Here is a 17,210-nt window from a genome sequence, read left to right on the forward strand (position 1 = left end):
GAAATGCAAAAAACAGCTTTTATTTGGGATTTAGACGGGACTTTATTGGACTCTTATGAAGCGATTTTATCAGGGATTGAGGAGACCTATGCTCAATTTTCTATTCCTTATGATAAGGAGAAAGTAAGAGAGTTTATCCTCAAGTATTCTGTTCAGGATTTGCTTGTGCAGGTGGCGGAAGAGAGAGATCTGGATGTCGAGGTGCTAAATCAGGTGCGTGCCCAGAGTTTGGCTGAAAAGAATGCCCAGGTAGTCTTAATGCCAGGTGCGCGTGAGGTGCTAGCTTGGGCAGACCAAGCAGGGATTCAGCAGTTTGTCTATACTCATAAGGGGGACAATGCTCTTACTATTTTAAGAGACTTGGGGTTGGAATCCTATTTTACAGAGATTTTAACCAGTCAGAGTGGCTTTGCGCGCAAGCCAAGTCCAGAAGCGGCTACCTATCTGTTAGATAAGTATCAGTTGGATCCTGAGAAGACCTATTATATAGGGGATCGGACTCTGGATGTGGAATTTGCTCAGAATAGTGGGATTCAAAGTATCAACTTTTTAGAGTCTTCTTATGAAGGCAATCACAGGATTCAGTCGCTAACAGACATTCCTCGTATTTTTGAGAGTAAGTAACGAGAAGATTGTGTCAGTTTTGTGACAGAGACCTAACAAACTATTTCAAGTAACCGAGTTTGTTACAAGGAATAGACAGTTCTGTTAAATAGGCCCGAGAGGGCTTTTTTTCTGCTCTTTTTGTGTTATCATAGACAGGTACTCATTTGAAAGGAATTTGAAAGAATGAAGAAAAGAATAATATTAGCGTCAACAGTAGCCTTGTCATTTGCCCCAGTATTGGCAACTCAAGCAGAAGAAGTTCTTTGGACTGCCCGTAGTGTTGAGCAAATCCAAAATGATTTGACTAAAACGGACAACAAAACAAGTTATACAGTTCAGTATGGCGATACTTTGAGCACCATTGCAGAAGCCTTGGGTGTAGATGTCACAGTTCTTGCGAATTTGAATAAAATCACTAATATGGACTTGATTTTCCCAGAAACTGTTTTGACAACTACTGTCAATGAAGCAGAAGAAGTAACAGAAGTTGAAATCCAAACTCCTCAAGCAGATTCTAGTGAAGAAGCGACAACTGCGACAGCAGATTTGACAACCAATCAAGTGACCGTTGATGACCAAACTGTTCAAGTTGCAGACCTTTCTCAACCGATTGCTGAAACTCCAAAAGCGGTAGAAACTACAAGAACAAAAGAAGTAGTATTAAGTTCAGAAGTTGCAGAGATAGTGACTGCTTCAGAAGAAGTGACACTATCTACAGAGACTTCTGTCTCAGAGGGACAAACAGCCGAAACAACCAGTCCAGTTGAAGAAGTAGCTCCTCAGGCAACGACGTCAGCTGAGAAGCAGGAAACACAAGCAAGCATTCAAGCTGAATCAGCAGTAGAAGCAACTACAACGCCAGTAGAAGCAACTACAACGCCAGTAGAAGAAACAGCAATCGAAACAACTGCAACAAGTGCAGAAGAAGCAAAAGAAGTAGCATCATCAAGTGAAGCTACACCAGTAGTTTCTACTTATCAACCAGAAGAGGCGAAAACAGTTTCAACAACTTATGCAGCTCCAGCTGCGCCCGATTATGCTGGACTGGCAGTAGCAAAATCTGAAAATGCTGGTCTTCAACCACAAACAGCTGCCTTTAAAGAAGAAATCGCCAACTTGTTTGGCATCACATCCTTTAGTGGTTACCGTCCAGGAGACAGTGGAGATCACGGAAAAGGTTTGGCTATCGACTTTATGGTACAAGAAAGCTCAGAACTAGGGGATAAGATTGCGGAATACGCTATTCAAAATATGGCCAGCCGTGGAATTAGTTACGTCATCTGGAAACAACGTTTCTATGCTCCATTCGATAGCAAATATGGACCAGCTAATACTTGGAACCCAATGCCGGACCGTGGTAGCGTGACAGAAAACCACTATGACCACGTTCACGTTTCAATGAATGGATAAACCAGACTTTGTAATATTATTTTGACGAATGAGATTTAGCTTTCGTGATAGGAAGTAAGTCTCGTTCGTTTTTTATTTGTCATACTCTTCGAAAATCTCTTCAAACCATGTCAGTTTTATCTGCAACCTCAAAGCACAGCTTTGAGCAACCTATGGATAGCTTCCTAGTTTGCTCTTTGATTTTCATTGAGTATCAATATGAATGGAAAATGGAAGTTAGCATTTTGTAATAATCCAAGCATAGTTCTTGCAATCTATTTTAATTTATATTATACTTGATAAGTCAATTATTGATAAATCAATCGAAAAGAGGAAAGAAATGATAGAGATTCAAGATCTGCTTTATCAACTCCGCTTGTCTGAGCAAGCGAGCACGCAATTGTTTGAAAAAAGACTTGGAATCAGTTTGACACGGTATCAGATGTTACTGTTTGTGTTGGAGAATTCTCCCTGTAATCAAATGGCGGTTCAGGAGCGTTTGAAGATTGATCAGGCTGCTTTGACACGGCATTTCAAGATTTTGGAAAAGGAAGGTTTGGTGGAGCGTCATCGCAATCCTGAAAATCAGCGAGAAGTGTTGGTAGAGGCTACGAAGTATACCAAGGAGCAGTTAGTAGTGAATCCTCCTCTGAAGCATATCAAGGTTAAGGAAGAGATGGAAGGTATCTTAACAGAGTCTGAAAGAACAGAACTCAGTCGTTTATTAAATAAATTGGTTTTGGGGATTGAAAATATAGAAATTTAAGGAGCAATAGATGTCAATTATTACAATCATTTTAGCAACAATCGTTGCTTTGGAGCATTTTTACATTTTTTATTTGGAAAGTATTGCAACGCAATCAGATGTGACTAGTCGTGTATTTAACATGGACAAGGAAGAATTAGCTCGTCCGTCTGTAAGTTCATTGTTTAAAAATCAAGGGATTTATAACGCTCTGCTAGGAGTCTTTCTCTTGTATGGCATTTATTTCTCACAGAATTTAGAAATTGTGACTATTTTTATCTTATTTGTGATTGGTGCAGCGACTTATGGCTCTCTTACAGCAGATAAGAAAATTATTTTGAAGCAAGGTGGACCAGCTATTTTGACCTTAATTAGCATTTTCCTCTTTAAATAAGCTCAAAAATCAATCCTATCCTCTCTAGTCCTTTTCACTCCAGAATAAGGGAAATATGTTATACTTGTTTTTAAGAAAAAAGTCTCATTGAATTGGTTTTGAGGAGTTAGAAATGAAAGTATTAGTGACAGGTTTTGAGCCCTTTGGAGGGGAAAAGGTCAATCCAGCTTTGGAGGCCATTAAAGGTTTACCAGCTGAAATCCATGGTGCTGAGGTCCGTTGGTTAGAAGTGCCAACAGTCTTTCACAAATCGGCCCATGTATTGGAAGAAGAGATGAACCGTTATCAACCTGACTTTGTCCTTTGTATCGGTCAAGCTGGTGGAAGAACTAGCTTGACGCCTGAACGAGTGGCCATTAACCAAGATGATGCACGCATTCCTGATAATGAGGGTAATCAACCGATTGACCTTCCCATTCGCCCAGACGGTGCTCCGGCCTACTTTAGTAGTCTGCCGATTAAAGCGATGGTTCAAGCTATAAAAAAAGAGGGATTGCCGGCCTCTGTTTCCAATACTGCAGGGACTTTTGTCTGCAATCATTTGATGTATCAAGTCCTCTATTTGGTAGAAAAGAAATTTCCACATGTTAAGGCAGGGTTTATGCATATTCCTTATATGATGGAACAGGTGGTGAATCGACCGACCACTCCAGCTATGAGTTTAGTGGACATTATGCGAGGGATAGAAGCAGCAATCGGGGCTATTATAGAACATGGAGATCAGGATCTCAAGTTGGTAGGCGGAGAAACTCATTGATAGAAAAAAGCTTGAGGGGTTACCTTCAAGCTTTTGGACGTTTTCGAGCCAGTACTGCTCGGTAAAAAATTATTTTATTGATTTGAATGTAGGGTAGGAGTGAGAAACTAGCAATCCCAAAAGTAATCCAATTGAGGAAGTACCAAGGAAGGAGTTGTAAGTCTAGGATAAAGCGCTGAAACTTATAGCCTTTCATCAGGAAACGGCTGGTTTTAAGGATTTGTCCTGGTTTGGCTTGCCCTAAGTCTAGGGTGTCACAAAGGAGAAATTCTACCTGTGAATAGGCATAGTATTGTGGAATATAGAGACTATTTCCTATAATCATCAAGAGGATACTTGCTAGAACGTAAAGGCCAAAGGTCATGAGGAAACTTTCCGTTTCAACTGACGTGAGATCCAGATTAGGAAACTCAGGATGAAGGACAACGAATTTCTTGGCTAAAAAGCTACTGTAAAAGAGGAAGTAAATCCCGAGTAAACTAGGAATGCTCCATAAGAAGAGATAGAAACGTTTGAGAAGGAGAGTCAAAAAGGTTTGTGAAAAGTGCTCTTCGTTAAAGAGAGTGAGACTATTTTTAACGGATAGTTCTGTATCGGGATTCTTGATGAGTCTCAGGATTGTATAAACTGAACTGGTCAGGAGAATAGCTCCGATAAAGGAGACCAATAGTGGAAAGAGGTAGGCTTGGAATACATGACCAAACACGCTTAAAAAGGTTTGCTCTAAAATAGACTCGTTGATGCGCTCTAAGGGATTGAGGAAGCCAGACAAGATGACCAGCATGCTCGGTAAGAGATAGACGAGAAAGAGGCGGGGATTTTCAGCTTGAAATTGCCTAGCCTGCAGACGAATGGTTTTTAAATCAATTTTTGGGTATTTCATTCTCTCATTATACCATAGTTCGTGACAGTTCCAGCTTTTTTTGATAAAATCATACAGTATGCCCTTGGGCACAAAGTATGAACTGGGACTGTTTTTCCCAGCTTCGGAGGTAAAAAATGTCAGATTCACCAATCAAATATCGTTTGATTAAGAAAGAAAAACATACAGGAGCTCGTCTGGGAGAAATCATTACCCCCCACGGTACCTTCCCGACACCGATGTTTATGCCAGTTGGGACTCAAGCTACCGTCAAAACTCAGTCACCTGAAGAATTGAAGGAAATGGGTTCAGGGATTATCCTGTCAAACACCTATCATCTCTGGCTTCGCCCTGGAGACGAACTCATCGCACGCGCAGGTGGTCTCCACAAGTTCATGAATTGGGACCAGCCTATCTTGACAGATAGTGGTGGTTTTCAGGTTTATTCTTTAGCAGATAGCCGTAATATCACAGAAGAAGGAGTAACCTTTAAAAACCATCTCAATGGTTCTAAGATGTTCCTGTCTCCAGAAAAAGCCATCTCTATTCAGAACAATCTGGGTTCAGACATCATGATGTCCTTTGACGAATGTCCCCAGTTTTATCAACCTTACGACTACGTTAAGAAATCAATCGAGCGTACCAGCCGTTGGGCTGAGCGTGGTTTAAAGGCTCATCGTCGTCCGCATGACCAAGGATTATTTGGGATTGTGCAGGGAGCAGGATTTGAAGATTTGCGTCGCCAATCGGCTCATGATCTTGTCAGCATGGATTTCCCAGGCTACTCTATCGGTGGTTTGGCAGTGGGAGAAACCCACGAGGAGATGAATGCAGTCTTGGACTTCACAACCCAACTGCTGCCTGAAAACAAACCTCGCTATTTGATGGGTGTGGGAGCGCCAGATAGTTTGATTGATGGGGTGATTCGTGGGGTGGATATGTTTGACTGTGTCTTGCCGACTCGAATCGCTCGTAACGGGACTTGTATGACCAGTCAGGGACGTTTGGTTGTCAAAAATGCCCAGTTTGCTGAGGACTTTACGCCACTGGATCCTGAGTGTGATTGCTACACATGTAAGAACTATACACGCGCCTACCTTCGTCACCTACTTAAGGCTGATGAAACCTTCGGTATCCGCTTAACTAGCTACCATAATCTTTACTTCTTGCTTAACCTGATGAAGCAAGTGCGACAAGCAATCATGGATGACAATCTCTTGGAATTCCGTGAGTATTTTGTGGAAAAATATGGCTACAATAAGTCAGGACGTAATTTCTAAAATGGAATTGATATAAGCTAAAAATCCTAAGTTTTCTCTTGGGATTTTTCTTCTTTTTTTGATAGAATAAAGTGTACAATGAAAGGGAGAATAAACTCGTATGCGCATTAAATGGTTTTCCTTGATTAGAATTACAGGTTTACTACTGGTACTCTTGTATCATTTCTTTCAGACCATCTTTCCTGGAGGATTTTTCGGGGTAGATGTCTTTTTCACATTTTCAGGTTTCCTGATTACGGCTCTACTCATCGAAGAATTTTCTAAAAACCATGAGATTAATTTGATTGGATTTTTTAGAAGACGTTTTTATCGGATTGTGCCACCTGTGGTTTTGATGGTCTTGGTAACCATGCCCTTTACCTTCCTAGTTCGGCAAGATTATGTGGCTGGAATTGGCGGTCAGATTGCGGGTGTCTTAGGCTTTATGACCAACTTTTATGAACTCCTAACAGGTGGGAGTTATGAATCTCAGTTCATTCCTCATTTGTTTGTTCATAATTGGAGCTTGGCTGTTGAGGTTCACTACTATATCCTCTGGGGATTGGCAGTTTGGTTCTTATCTAAACAGTCTAAATCAAATGGTCAGTTGAGAGGAATGGTCTTTCTCTTATCTGCTGTTGCCTTCTTGATCAGCTTCTTCTCCATGTTTATTGGTAGTTTTCTAGTAACCTCTTATTCCTCTGTTTACTTCTCCAGTTTAACTCATGTCTATCCATTCTTTTTGGGAAGTATCCTAGCAACGATTGTAGGCGTTCGTCAGACGACTTCCCTAGTCAAGCAGTTGGATAAAATCTGGGATTTACGTAAGACCCTTTTAGTTTTTGGAGGAGGTTTTGGCTTCTTACTCATTTTGACCTTCTTTGTCAAATTCACATATCTTTTTGCTTATCTTATAGGCTTCTTGCTTGCCAGTCTTGCAGCCCTTGCTATGATTTTGGCGGCGCGTGTCTTGCATGAAAAGACTCCTCATATACAGGAGCCAAAGATGATTAGCTTTTTAGCGGATACTAGCTATGCGGTTTATCTCTTCCATTGGCCTTTCTATATCATTTTCTCACAGTTGACCTCAAATCTTCTTGCTGTCTTACTGACTTTGATTTTTTCTTATGGCTTTGCTAGCCTATCATTCTATGTATTGGAACCTTGGATTGCAGGAAAGAATACACCTATTATACAAACCCTTCGTCCCCTGCCTTATATTCACGCAATTCTTGCAACAAGTACAGGAATCTTAGCCTTCATTGTCTTCTTAGTGACTTTCTTGGCACCACAAGTGGGAGCGTTTGAGACAGATCTGACTGTCAATGGTTTGAAGCAAGCTGCAACAAATCTTGGCCAGACCAAGGTGATGGCAGAACGAGCAGAAGCTGATAGTTTAGGAATTGCTGATGGCACTATGTTAATTGGTGACTCAGTGGCTTTAAGGGCAAATACAGCCCTGCAGACAGCCCTTCCAGGGGCACAGATTAATGCACAAGTCAGCAGAACAACCAAGACTGCCAATGAAATCATGCTAAATAATAGCCAGAATAAATTTCTACCAAAGATGGTGGTTATTGCAACTGGGGTAAATAATCCTGAAAATTACAAGGAAGATTGGGATAGTATCGTGAAAAATCTTCCTAAGGGACACCATATGGTTTTGGTGACTCCTTATGAAGGAGATAAGACAAAAGAGACCTATGCAATCGTTGAGAAGGCTGCTGCCTATATGAGAGAATTGGCAGAGAAGACTCCTTACATCACGATAGCAGATTGGAATCAAGCTGCTAAGGAACATCCAGAAATCTGGGCAGGAACAGATCAAGTCCATTTTGGAAGTGACAATAGTAAGATTGAAGCAGGAGCTAAATTGTATGCAGATACCATTGCTACAGCCTTGCAAACAGCTCAAGACAAACCAGTCAAATCTAAATAACTTGTATTTAAAAAGAGAAGAGTTGGAGACATCCAGCTCTTTTAAAATATCTCTAGAAAATAGGTCTATACCATTTACAAATGAATCAGAAAAGTTTATAATGTAATTGACATAATAAATATCAAAAGTAATCTTTTAAGGAGGTCATTATTATGCCTAATTACGTTAAAGCAGATCAGTTTTTCTATCCATTTGGCATTCGTCGCGGTGGGTACTTAGAACTTGTTGATGGCAAATTTGGGAAACATGTGGATCAAATTCCTGAAGGAGCAGAGGTTCTTGACTATACTGGTTATAGCATTGCACCAGGTCTTGTGGATACTCATATTCATGGATATGCAGGTGTAGATGTGATGGACAACAACATTGAAGGTACATTGCATACTATGAGTGAAGGACTTCTTAGTACCGGTGTTACCAGTTTCTTGCCCACAACTTTAACAGCCACTTATGAGCAATTGCTTGCAGTCACTGAAAATCTTGGAAACCATTATAAAGAAGCAACAGGTGCTAAGATTCGTGGGATTTATTATGAAGGTCCATATTTCACAGAAACTTTTAAGGGGGCACAAAATCCAACTTATATGAGAGACCCGGGTGTTGAGGAGTTTCATTCTTGGCAGGATGCTGCAAAAGGGATGCTAAATAAAATCGCTATTGCACCAGAACGTGATGGGGTGGAAGATTTTGTACGTACTATTACAGGTGAAGGTGTGACAGTTGCACTTGGACACTCAGATGCGACATTTGAACAAGCTAAGAAGGCAGTTGATGCTGGAGCTAGTGTATGGGTACATGCCTATAATGGGATGCGTGGTCTAACACACCGCGAACTCGGTATGGTAGGAGCTATGTATGAGCTCCCACATACTTACGCAGAATTGATTTGTGATGGTTATCATGTAGATCCAAAAGCTTGTGAGATTTTACTTAAGCAAAAGGGGACAGAAAACATCGCTCTTATTACGGACTGTATGACAGCTGGTGGGCTTGAAGACGGTGACTATATGTTGGGAGAATTCCCTGTTGTAGTAGCAAATGGAACTGCACGTCTCAAATCTACTGGTAATTTGGCAGGTTCTATCCTCAAACTTAAAGATGGTATGAGAAATGTAGTCGAGTGGGGTATTGCAAATCCACACGAAGCGGTCATGATGGCTAGCCTCAACCCAGCTAAATCTGTTCACATTGATGATGTCTGTGGTCAAATCCGTGAAGGTTATGATGCGGACTTTATCGTATTAGATAAAGATTTGGAATTGGTAGCAACCTATCTAGATGGTGTGAAACGTTATCAAGCATAAGATAGAAAGCAGGAGTTAGAGACTAGCTTCTGCTTTTTTATCTATATTGCTTTACCAGTAAATAAAAAGTTAAAAAATCACAAAAAAACTTGAACAAACAAATGAAAAGGTTTACAATTATATTATAAATAGTACAAATAAAAAAACGGAGGAATGCTTTATGAAAGCCTATACTTATGTTAAACCAGGACTTGCTTCTTTTGTTGATGTAGACAAACCAGTTATTCGCAAGCCAACAGATGCTATTGTGCGTATCGTAAAAACTACTATTTGTGGAACAGACCTCCATATCATTAAAGGGGATGTTCCTGCTTGCCAAAGTGGTACTATTCTTGGTCATGAAGGGATTGGGATTGTTGAAGAAGTTGGAGAAGGAGTTTCGAACTTCAAAAAAGGCGACAAGGTCTTGATTTCTTGTGTCTGTGCCTGTGGTAAATGTTACCACTGTAAAAAAGGGATTTATGCTCACTGTGAGGATGAGGGAGGATGGATTTTTGGTCACTTGATTGATGGTACGCAGGCTGAGTACCTACGTGTTCCTCATGCGGACAATACTCTATATCATACACCAGAATCTTTATCAGATGAAGCTCTTGTTATGTTGTCAGATATTTTACCAACTGGCTATGAAATTGGTGTTTTAAAAGGGAAAGTAGAACCAGGTTGTAGCGTTGCGATTATTGGTTCAGGACCAGTTGGATTGGCAGCCCTTTTGACAGCTCAATTCTTCTCACCAGCTAAATTGATTATGGTGGATCTAGATGATAACCGCTTGGAAACTGCTTTATCATTCGGTGCAACTTATAAGGTTAATTCTTCAGACCCTGAAAAAGCCATTAAAGAAATTTATGATTTGACAGATGGTCGTGGTGTAGATGTTGCGATAGAAGCTGTTGGTATTCCTGCAACCTTTGATTTCTGTCAAAAGATTATCGGTGTAGACGGAACAGTAGCTAACTGTGGTGTACATGGTAAACCAGTTGAATTCGATTTAGATAGACTTTGGATTCGCAATATCAATATCACTACAGGTTTAGTATCTACAAATACAACACCTCAGTTGTTGAAAGCTCTTGAAACTCATAAGATTGAACCAGAAAAATTGGTAACTCATTATTTCAAACTAAGTGAAATTGAAAAAGCCTATGAAGTCTTCAGTAAGGCAGCAGACCACCATGCCATTAAGGTCATTATTGAAAACGATATCTCAGAAGCTTAAGAAATAAAAAGTTTTTATCATATAAGTAAATAGAAATTCAGTCATCCATCAGATGGCTGGATTTTTTATCGAAAAATTAAGAGATGAGCATATTTCTTTCCTTGTCTGGCGGAATTAGTTATAATATACGGTACAAAGGAATGAATGAATATGTATCGTGTTATAGAAATGTACGGAGATTTTGAACCCTGGTGGTTCTTAGAAGGTTGGGAAGAAGATATTGTAGCTAGTAAGAAATTTGACCAGTATTATGATGCTCTCAAATACTACAAAACTTGCTGGTTTAGATTGGAACAAGAATCTCCTCTTTATAAAAGTAGAAGTGATTTGATGACCATTTTTTGGGATCCAGAAGACCAACGTTGGTGTGATGAATGTGATGAGTATTTACAACAATACCATTCTTTGGCTCTTTTGCAGGATGAGCAGGTTATCCCAGATGAAAAACTACGCCCAGGCTATGAAAAACAAACAGGTAAGGAAAGGCACCGTGCTTGCCGTATGAAATTAAAATAGAGAAAAAGTAACTTTTTTGGAGTTGCTTTTTTATTTTTTCCAAATCTTTGCGAATAGTATAGGTGAGGAGGTAAGTATGGTTCAAGAAATTGCACAAGAAATCATTCGTTCAGCTCGGAAAAAAGGAGCGCAAGACATTTATTTTGTCCCTAAGTTAGACGCCTATGAGCTTCATATGAGGGTGGGAGATGAGCGCTGTAAAATCGGTTCTTATGATTTTGAAAAGTTTGCGGCCGTCATCAGTCACTTTAAGTTTGTAGCTGGTATGAATGTTGGAGAAAAGCGACGTAGTCAACTTGGTTCCTGTGATTATGAATATGACCAGAAGATGGCGTCCCTACGTTTATCTACTGTAGGTGATTATCGAGGGCATGAAAGTTTAGTTATTCGTTTGTTGCATGATGAGGAGCAGGATTTGCATTTTTGGTTTCAGGATATTGATGAATTGGGCAAGCAGTACAGGCAACGTGGTCTTTATCTCTTTGCTGGTCCAGTCGGAAGTGGTAAGACGACCTTGATGCATGAATTGGCTAAATCTCTCTTTAAAGGACAGCAAGTTATGTCCATAGAAGATCCTGTCGAAATCAAGCAGGACGACATGCTCCAATTGCAGTTAAATGAAGCGATTGGACTAACCTATGAAAATCTAATCAAACTTTCCTTGCGTCATCGACCAGACCTCCTGATCATCGGAGAAATTCGGGACAGCGAGACGGCGCGTGCAGTGGTTAGAGCCAGTCTGACAGGGGCGACAGTCTTTTCAACCATTCATGCCAAGAGTATTCGAGGTGTTTATGAGCGCTTGCTGGAGTTGGGTGTGAGTGAGGAGGAATTAGCAGTCGTTCTGCAGGGAGTCTGCTACCAGAGATTGATCGGGGGAGGAGGAATTGTTGACTTTGCAAACAAAGACTATCAAGAACACCAGCCAACTAGCTGGAATGAACAGATTGACCAGCTTCTTAAAGATGGACATATCACAAGTCTTCAGGCTGAAACGGAAAAAATTAGCTACAGCTAAGCAAAAAAATATCATTACCTTGTTTAACAATCTCTTTTCCAGCGGTTTTCATCTGGTGGAGACCATCTCTTTTTTGGATAGGAGTGCCTTGTTAGACAAGCAGTGCGTGACCCAGATGCGCATGGGCTTGTCTCAGGGGAAATCATTCTCAGAAATGATGGCTAGTTTAGGTTTTTCAAGCGCCATTGTCACCCAGTTATCCCTAGCTGAAGTTCATGGGAATCTTCACCTGAGTTTGGGAAAGATAGAAGAATATCTGGACAATCTGGCCAAGGTCAAGAAAAAGTTAATTGAAGTAGCGACCTATCCCTTGATTTTACTGGGATTTCTTCTATTAATCATGCTGGGGCTACGGAACTACCTGCTACCACAACTGGATAGTAGCAATATTGCCACCCAAATCATTGGCAATCTGCCACAAATCTTTCTAGGCATGGTAGGGTTTGTTTCTTTACTTACCCTTTTAGCACTCACTTTTTATAAAAGAAGTTCTAAGATGAGCATATTTTCTATTTTAGCACGCCTTCCCTTTCTAGGAATTTTTGTTCAGACCTATCTGACAGCCTATTATGCGCGTGAATGGGGGAATATGATTTCTCAAGGGATGGAACTGACGCAGATTTTTCAGATCATGCAAGAACAAGGCTCCCAGCTCTTTAAAGAAATCGGTCAAAACCTAACTCAATCCCTACAAAATGGCCGCGAATTTTCTCAAACTATAGGAACCTATCCTTTCTTTAAAAAAGAGTTGAGTCTCATCATCGAGTATGGGGAAGTCAAGTCCAAGCTGGGTAGTGAGTTGGAAATCTATGCTGAAAAAACTTGGGAAGCCTTTTTTACCCGAGTCAACCGCACCATGAATCTGGTGCAGCCACTGGTCTTTATCTTTGTGGCTTTGATTATCGTTTTACTTTATGCGGCAATGCTAATGCCTATGTATCAAAATATGGAGGTAAATTTTTAAAATGAAAAAAATGATGACATTCTTGAAAAAAGCTAAGGTTAAAGCTTTCACACTTGTGGAGATGTTGGTGGTCTTGCTCATCATCAGTGTGCTTCTCTTGCTCTTTGTACCTAATTTGACCAAGCAAAAAGAGGCGGTCAATGACAAAGGAAAAGCTGCTGTTGTTAAGGTGGTGGAAAGCCAGGCAGAGCTTTATAGCTTAGCTAAAAATGAAGAGGCTAGCCTAAGAAAGTTACAAGACGATGGACGCATCACAGAAGAACAGGCTAAAGCTTATAAAGGATACCATGATAAAAATGGAGGAGCAAATCGTAAAGTCAATGATTAAGGCCTTTACCATGCTGGAAAGCCTCTTGGTTTTGGGACTTGTGAGTATCCTTGCCTTGGGCTTGTCAGGCTCTGTACAGTCCACTTTTGCGGCGGTAGAGGAGCAAATTTTCTTTATGGAGTTTGAAGAACTCTATCGGGAAACCCAAAAACGTAGTATAGCCAGTCAGCAAAAGACTAGTCTAAACTTAGATGGGCGGACGATTAGTAATGGCAGTCAAAAGTTGACAGTTCCTAAAGGAATTCAGACACCATCAGGACAAAGTATTACATTTGACCGAGCTGGGGGCAATTCGTCCCTGGCTAAGGTTGAATTTCAGACCAGTAAAGGAGCGATTCGTTATCAATTATATCTAGGAAATGGAAAAATTAAACGCATTAAGGAAACAAAAAATTAGGGCAGTAATTTTACTAGAAGCAGTAGTCGCTTTAGCTATCTTTGCCAGCATTGCGACCCTTCTTTTGGGACAAATTCAGAAAAATAGGCAGGAAGAGGCAAGAATCTTGCAAAAGGAAGAAGTCTTGCGTGTAGCTAAGATGGCCCTGCAGACAGGTCAAAATCAGGTAAACATCAACGGAGTTGAGATTCAGGTGTTTTCTAGTGAAAAGGGATTGGAGGTCTACCATGGTTCAGAACAGTTGTTGGCTATCAAAGAGCCATAAGATCAAGGCTTTTACCCTGTTAGAATCCCTGGTTGCTCTTATTGTCATCAGTGGGAGTTTACTCCTCTTTCAAGCCATGAGCCAGCTCCTCATTTCAGAAGTTCGCTACCAGCAACAAAGCGAGCAAAAAGAGTGGCTCTTATTTGTGGACCAGCTGGAGGCAGAATTAGACCGTTCACAGTTCGAAAAAGTGGAGGGGAATCGCCTCTATATGAAGCAGGATGGCAAGGAAATCGCTATTGGTAAGTCAAAATCGGACGATTTTCGAAAAACTGATGCCAGTGGACGGGGTTATCAGCCTATGGTTTATGGACTCAAATCTGCGCAGATTACAGAGGACAATCAACTGGTTCGCTTTCGTTTCCAGTTTCAAAAAGGCTTAGAAAGAGAGTTTATCTATCGTGTGGAAAAAGAAAAAAGTTAAGGCAGGTGTTCTCCTCTATGCGGTCACTATAGCAGCCATCTTTAGTCTTTTGTTACAATTTTACTTGAACCGACAAGTAGCCCACCATCGAGACTATGCTTTAAATAAAGAAAAGTTGCTTGCTTTTGCTATGGCCAAACGAACCAAAGATAAGGAAATGGAAGAAAAAGACCCACAAAAACTTGAACTAGAAGTTCAAAAAACAGACTTTCTACGCTCTAACATTGATAGCGGTCAGCTTGTGAAAAATAAAAACCTACTTTTTACCAATTTAGGTGAAAAATGACTGCTACTCAAAACGTCTTATTTTCTTTGGCTTTGCTACATGCAAACGTTGAAGAAGATTATGCAGACGCAACTTTTTATAAAGATGATGTAGAGCGTTTTTTGGAAAAAGCGAAGTTTTCAAATGGCGATGCAACAAGAATTTTAAAAGATGTTCAGGCTGTAGGAACCAACAGTATTTTAATGTATGACGAAAAGATTTTAACCAATCCTGATAGCGGAAAAATGAAAGGGTTCCTTATTTTTGCTGATTATAGCTACGACAACGGAAAATACTACTTTTCTTTCAATACAACAAAAACAAAATGGGGAGGTACAAGGATAACACCTATTTTAGACGTATTGAAAAGAAATGAAGTCAATCCTATTGTTTACAACCTATCTACGTTTGCAAAACTTAGCTTTGGGGGACAAGTGTTATATGAGCAAATTCTTTTGGCTACCAACAATGGAAAACGTGAGCTAGTCTATGATCTGGAGGGGTTACGTGGCATTTTTGGAGCTGAAGGAAAGTCTATGGAGCGTTTTGATGCACTTAATCGCAAACACTTAACACCTGGCGTTCAAAAAATCAATGAAGAATCAGGAATTGGTGCAGTTTTCGAAACTATTAAACAATCTAGAAAAATTGTCGGTGTAAAAATTAAATGGACAAGGGAAAAAGTCTGCATACCAGCAACAGAAGCACAAATTGCAATAGCTAATGAATTGATTGCTGAAATCACTCTGCTTGGCTCTAAAAATGTAGAGTTACTTGATTTGTTGAGAGAAGTTAGCAAAATGACTTGCTACAATGCTTCTAAACTAATTGAAGAAGCACTAGCATATAAAAAAGCTTATGAAGATGACTTGAAAGAGAATGACAAGAAGCTACAAAAGGCTATCGAAACCAAGCAAATTAAAGAAGCTGAGAAGAAGGCTGTTTTATCACAAAATACTAAACCTGCTGAACTTATTGATTTTCTTGAAACCAACAATAATGAATCAGAAGAAGAAACACCTTTGGCTGACCACTTTAAAAAGCACAACAAACTAAGCAAGAAAAATCGTGCTTTAATCATGGAAATTACTCAATCTTTCGAACCTGCAGAAGCTTCAGGAATGCTTGAACTAGCTGATAATATCAAGGTTTGGGAGAACGGCAAGACTTTTGGTTTTATCGTTACTACGTTACGAGAATGGGCAGACAATGGCGTTAAGACTTTGAAAGAAGCAGAAGAATTTTATAAAGTAAACTATAACGATATTCCAGAAAAAGCGCCAAGCACTGCTAAAACAAAATCAAAAGAAAGCAAATCTAACGTGCCAAAGTGGAGCAATCCTGACTATGTGAACGAAGCAAGCCCAGAATATATTGAAAAACTGATTGAAACTCAAAAAATTCTAAAGATTTATAAAACACCTGAAGGGAAAGCAGAACTTGCTGAAGAACTCGAAAAGCAAGCTATGTTAGAAAGCCAATCTAAATCGCTTCAAGAACGTGTGAACAAACTTTAAACAGAAGAGGAATCTGAATGAACAAAACAATGTTTTTCAAGATAGCAGGAACTGCAATCTTTACTAGTTTTATAGCGTTACTCTTCATTAGTCTATATAAAACAGATGTGCTTTATAGTATGGTTATAGCTCATCTGTGGACGTTAGCTTACGGGATAAATCTTTATAAAGATACCAGATAAAACTAAAAAGAATGTAGGGTTTATTTCCCTACATTCTTAAAATAACTTAGTACATAAATGATAATGCTGTCGCCGCCATCAATATTGCAAGAACTATTTTCCAAATTTTTTATTTTTTCCAAAAATCTTATCAGGTAACAAGCTTATTACAAGAAAGGTAATAAACAACACCAATTTTGTATATATCATTGAGAAGTTATCCAGTGTGGAGTTCCATTTGGATACAGTCCTACAAAAGCAACGATAACCCCTCGTCCGGCAGCATTATTATAAAGAATTAAAGAGGCAACAGACCCTAAACTAGCAGCTACAATTTTGGATGCGCCTGGTTCAGGAATTAAAGCAGCAAGAGCAGCTCCTCCACCAAGTCCAGCAGCTATTCTATTGGCAGTAGTGCTATCTAAATAAATATCATATCCTTTCCAAGTATAAACGATTTTAGTATATCCTGAGAAGTCTCTGAAAGAATATTTAGGAGCTATTGTAATTGAGTTTTCGGTAAAAATAACATTATATAAGTCAGTGTCAGTGTTAGCTAATACCTCCTGCTTATATTTTTCAGTAATGGTAACTTTTTTAGCATCAGGATCCACGTCTAGATAGCCATTATCAGAGAGAGTTTCAACAACATCAATCTTATTAAGATTTCCTTGCACTGTTGTCTCTGTGACGGAATCAGCAACAACTGGATTCGCTCCTAAAACAGGAGCAATAACCCCTAAAGAAACAATACATACCCCTAAAAGGGCTGAAGTTTTTATTTGTTTATTCATAAGAATTCTCCTTTCTATAAACAAATTAAAATTGAAAACTACATGATAATTTCTTTACTGAATCGGCCTCTTCTGTATACGCTTACA

19 protein-coding genes and 1 pseudogene are annotated in these 17,210 nt (G+C 39.7%); 18 read left to right on the top strand and 2 right to left on the bottom strand.

Annotated features, from left to right (window positions below; translation table 11 throughout):
- The first annotated feature begins 3 nt into the window (after window positions 1-3).
- The 5 genes from SK629_RS01050 (at window position 4) to pcp (ending at window position 3,891) form a co-directional block, all read left to right on the top strand.
- Window positions 4-624, top strand: a complete 621-nt coding sequence (locus SK629_RS01050) for an HAD family hydrolase (RefSeq protein ID WP_042900212.1) — start codon at window positions 4-6, stop codon at window positions 622-624.
- A 165-nt stretch (window positions 625-789) separates the two neighbouring features.
- Window positions 790-2,016, top strand: a complete 1,227-nt coding sequence (locus SK629_RS01055) for a LysM peptidoglycan-binding domain-containing protein (RefSeq protein WP_042900213.1) — start codon at window positions 790-792, stop codon at window positions 2,014-2,016.
- A gap of 319 nt (window positions 2,017-2,335) precedes the next feature.
- Window positions 2,336-2,761, top strand: a complete 426-nt coding sequence (locus tag SK629_RS01060; RefSeq protein ID WP_042900214.1) for a MarR family winged helix-turn-helix transcriptional regulator — start codon at window positions 2,336-2,338, stop codon at window positions 2,759-2,761.
- Window positions 2,762-2,771: 10 nt separating this feature from the next.
- The gene (locus SK629_RS01065) at window positions 2,772-3,134 is read left to right on the top strand and encodes a DUF1304 domain-containing protein (protein WP_042900216.1); all 363 of its coding nucleotides are present in this window, start codon (window positions 2,772-2,774) and stop codon (window positions 3,132-3,134) included.
- Window positions 3,135-3,246: 112 nt separating this feature from the next.
- Window positions 3,247-3,891, top strand: coding sequence for a pyroglutamyl-peptidase I (gene pcp, locus SK629_RS01070; protein ID WP_042900217.1), 645 nt, complete (start codon window positions 3,247-3,249; stop codon window positions 3,889-3,891).
- Between the two features lie 25 nt (window positions 3,892-3,916).
- On the opposite strand, the gene SK629_RS01075 is transcribed toward pcp, so the two are convergent.
- Complete coding sequence (locus SK629_RS01075; protein WP_042900218.1) at window positions 3,917-4,774, bottom strand: DUF975 family protein; 858 nt, start codon at window positions 4,772-4,774, stop codon at window positions 3,917-3,919.
- A 116-nt stretch (window positions 4,775-4,890) separates the two neighbouring features.
- Here SK629_RS01075 and tgt point away from each other — a divergent pair, with 116 nt between their 5' ends.
- From tgt to SK629_RS10895, 13 genes and pseudogenes are all read left to right on the top strand, one after another.
- Window positions 4,891-6,033, top strand: a complete 1,143-nt coding sequence (gene tgt / locus SK629_RS01080; protein WP_001285237.1) for a tRNA guanosine(34) transglycosylase Tgt — start codon at window positions 4,891-4,893, stop codon at window positions 6,031-6,033.
- A 100-nt stretch (window positions 6,034-6,133) separates the two neighbouring features.
- On the top strand, window positions 6,134-7,951 hold the full coding sequence (locus tag SK629_RS01085; RefSeq protein WP_042900219.1) for an acyltransferase family protein: 1,818 nt from the start codon (window positions 6,134-6,136) through the stop codon (window positions 7,949-7,951).
- Window positions 7,952-8,103: 152 nt separating this feature from the next.
- Window positions 8,104-9,255 carry an N-acetylglucosamine-6-phosphate deacetylase gene (nagA, locus tag SK629_RS01090; RefSeq protein WP_001134549.1) on the top strand — a complete coding sequence of 384 codons (1,152 nt, stop codon included), beginning with the start codon at window positions 8,104-8,106 and terminating at the stop codon, window positions 9,253-9,255.
- Between the two features lie 160 nt (window positions 9,256-9,415).
- On the top strand, window positions 9,416-10,474 hold the full coding sequence (locus SK629_RS01095) for a zinc-dependent alcohol dehydrogenase family protein (protein ID WP_042900220.1): 1,059 nt from the start codon (window positions 9,416-9,418) through the stop codon (window positions 10,472-10,474).
- Window positions 10,475-10,624: 150 nt separating this feature from the next.
- Window positions 10,625-10,990, top strand: a complete 366-nt coding sequence (locus SK629_RS01100) for a DUF1033 family protein (protein ID WP_042900221.1) — start codon at window positions 10,625-10,627, stop codon at window positions 10,988-10,990.
- Window positions 10,991-11,066: 76 nt separating this feature from the next.
- Entirely contained in the window at window positions 11,067-12,008 is a 942-nt protein-coding gene (gene comGA, locus SK629_RS01105; RefSeq protein WP_042900223.1) for a competence type IV pilus ATPase ComGA, read from the top strand.
- Window positions 11,956-12,972 (top strand): competence type IV pilus assembly protein ComGB, encoded by a 1,017-nt coding sequence (comGB, locus tag SK629_RS01110; protein WP_080710154.1) that lies wholly within the window; start codon window positions 11,956-11,958, stop codon window positions 12,970-12,972. The genes comGA and comGB overlap by 53 nt, the downstream gene beginning before the upstream one ends.
- A 1-nt stretch (window position 12,973) precedes the next feature.
- Entirely contained in the window at window positions 12,974-13,300 is a 327-nt protein-coding gene (gene comGC / locus SK629_RS01115) for a comG operon protein ComGC (RefSeq protein ID WP_042900226.1), read from the top strand.
- Complete coding sequence (gene comGD, locus SK629_RS01120; protein WP_042900227.1) at window positions 13,293-13,697, top strand: competence type IV pilus minor pilin ComGD; 405 nt, start codon at window positions 13,293-13,295, stop codon at window positions 13,695-13,697. Before comGC ends, comGD begins: the two co-directional genes overlap by 8 nt.
- Entirely contained in the window at window positions 13,660-13,962 is a 303-nt protein-coding gene (gene comGE, locus SK629_RS01125; protein WP_050492328.1) for a competence type IV pilus minor pilin ComGE, read from the top strand. The genes comGD and comGE overlap by 38 nt, the downstream gene beginning before the upstream one ends.
- Entirely contained in the window at window positions 13,925-14,386 is a 462-nt protein-coding gene (gene comGF / locus SK629_RS01130; protein ID WP_042900228.1) for a competence type IV pilus minor pilin ComGF, read from the top strand. The genes comGE and comGF overlap by 38 nt, the downstream gene beginning before the upstream one ends.
- Window positions 14,364-14,576, top strand: a pseudogene (comGG, locus tag SK629_RS10890) (competence type IV pilus minor pilin ComGG); the annotation flags it as partial. The gene comGF and the pseudogene comGG, both read left to right, overlap by 23 nt.
- Before the next feature lie 92 nt (window positions 14,577-14,668).
- Window positions 14,669-16,168: a replication initiation protein gene (locus tag SK629_RS10895; protein ID WP_050492329.1), complete on the top strand. Its 1,500-nt coding sequence runs from the start codon at window positions 14,669-14,671 to the stop codon at window positions 16,166-16,168.
- 367 nt (window positions 16,169-16,535) lie between these two features.
- Here SK629_RS10895 and SK629_RS01145 read toward each other — a convergent pair whose 3' ends face one another.
- Window positions 16,536-17,123: a hypothetical protein gene (locus tag SK629_RS01145; protein WP_042900229.1), complete on the bottom strand. Its 588-nt coding sequence runs from the start codon at window positions 17,121-17,123 to the stop codon at window positions 16,536-16,538.
- Between the last annotated feature and the right edge of the window lie 87 nt (window positions 17,124-17,210).

Origin of the sequence: Streptococcus mitis, assembly GCF_000722695.1 — a bacterium.
Classification (GTDB): Bacteria; Bacillota; Bacilli; order Lactobacillales; family Streptococcaceae; genus Streptococcus; species Streptococcus mitis_O.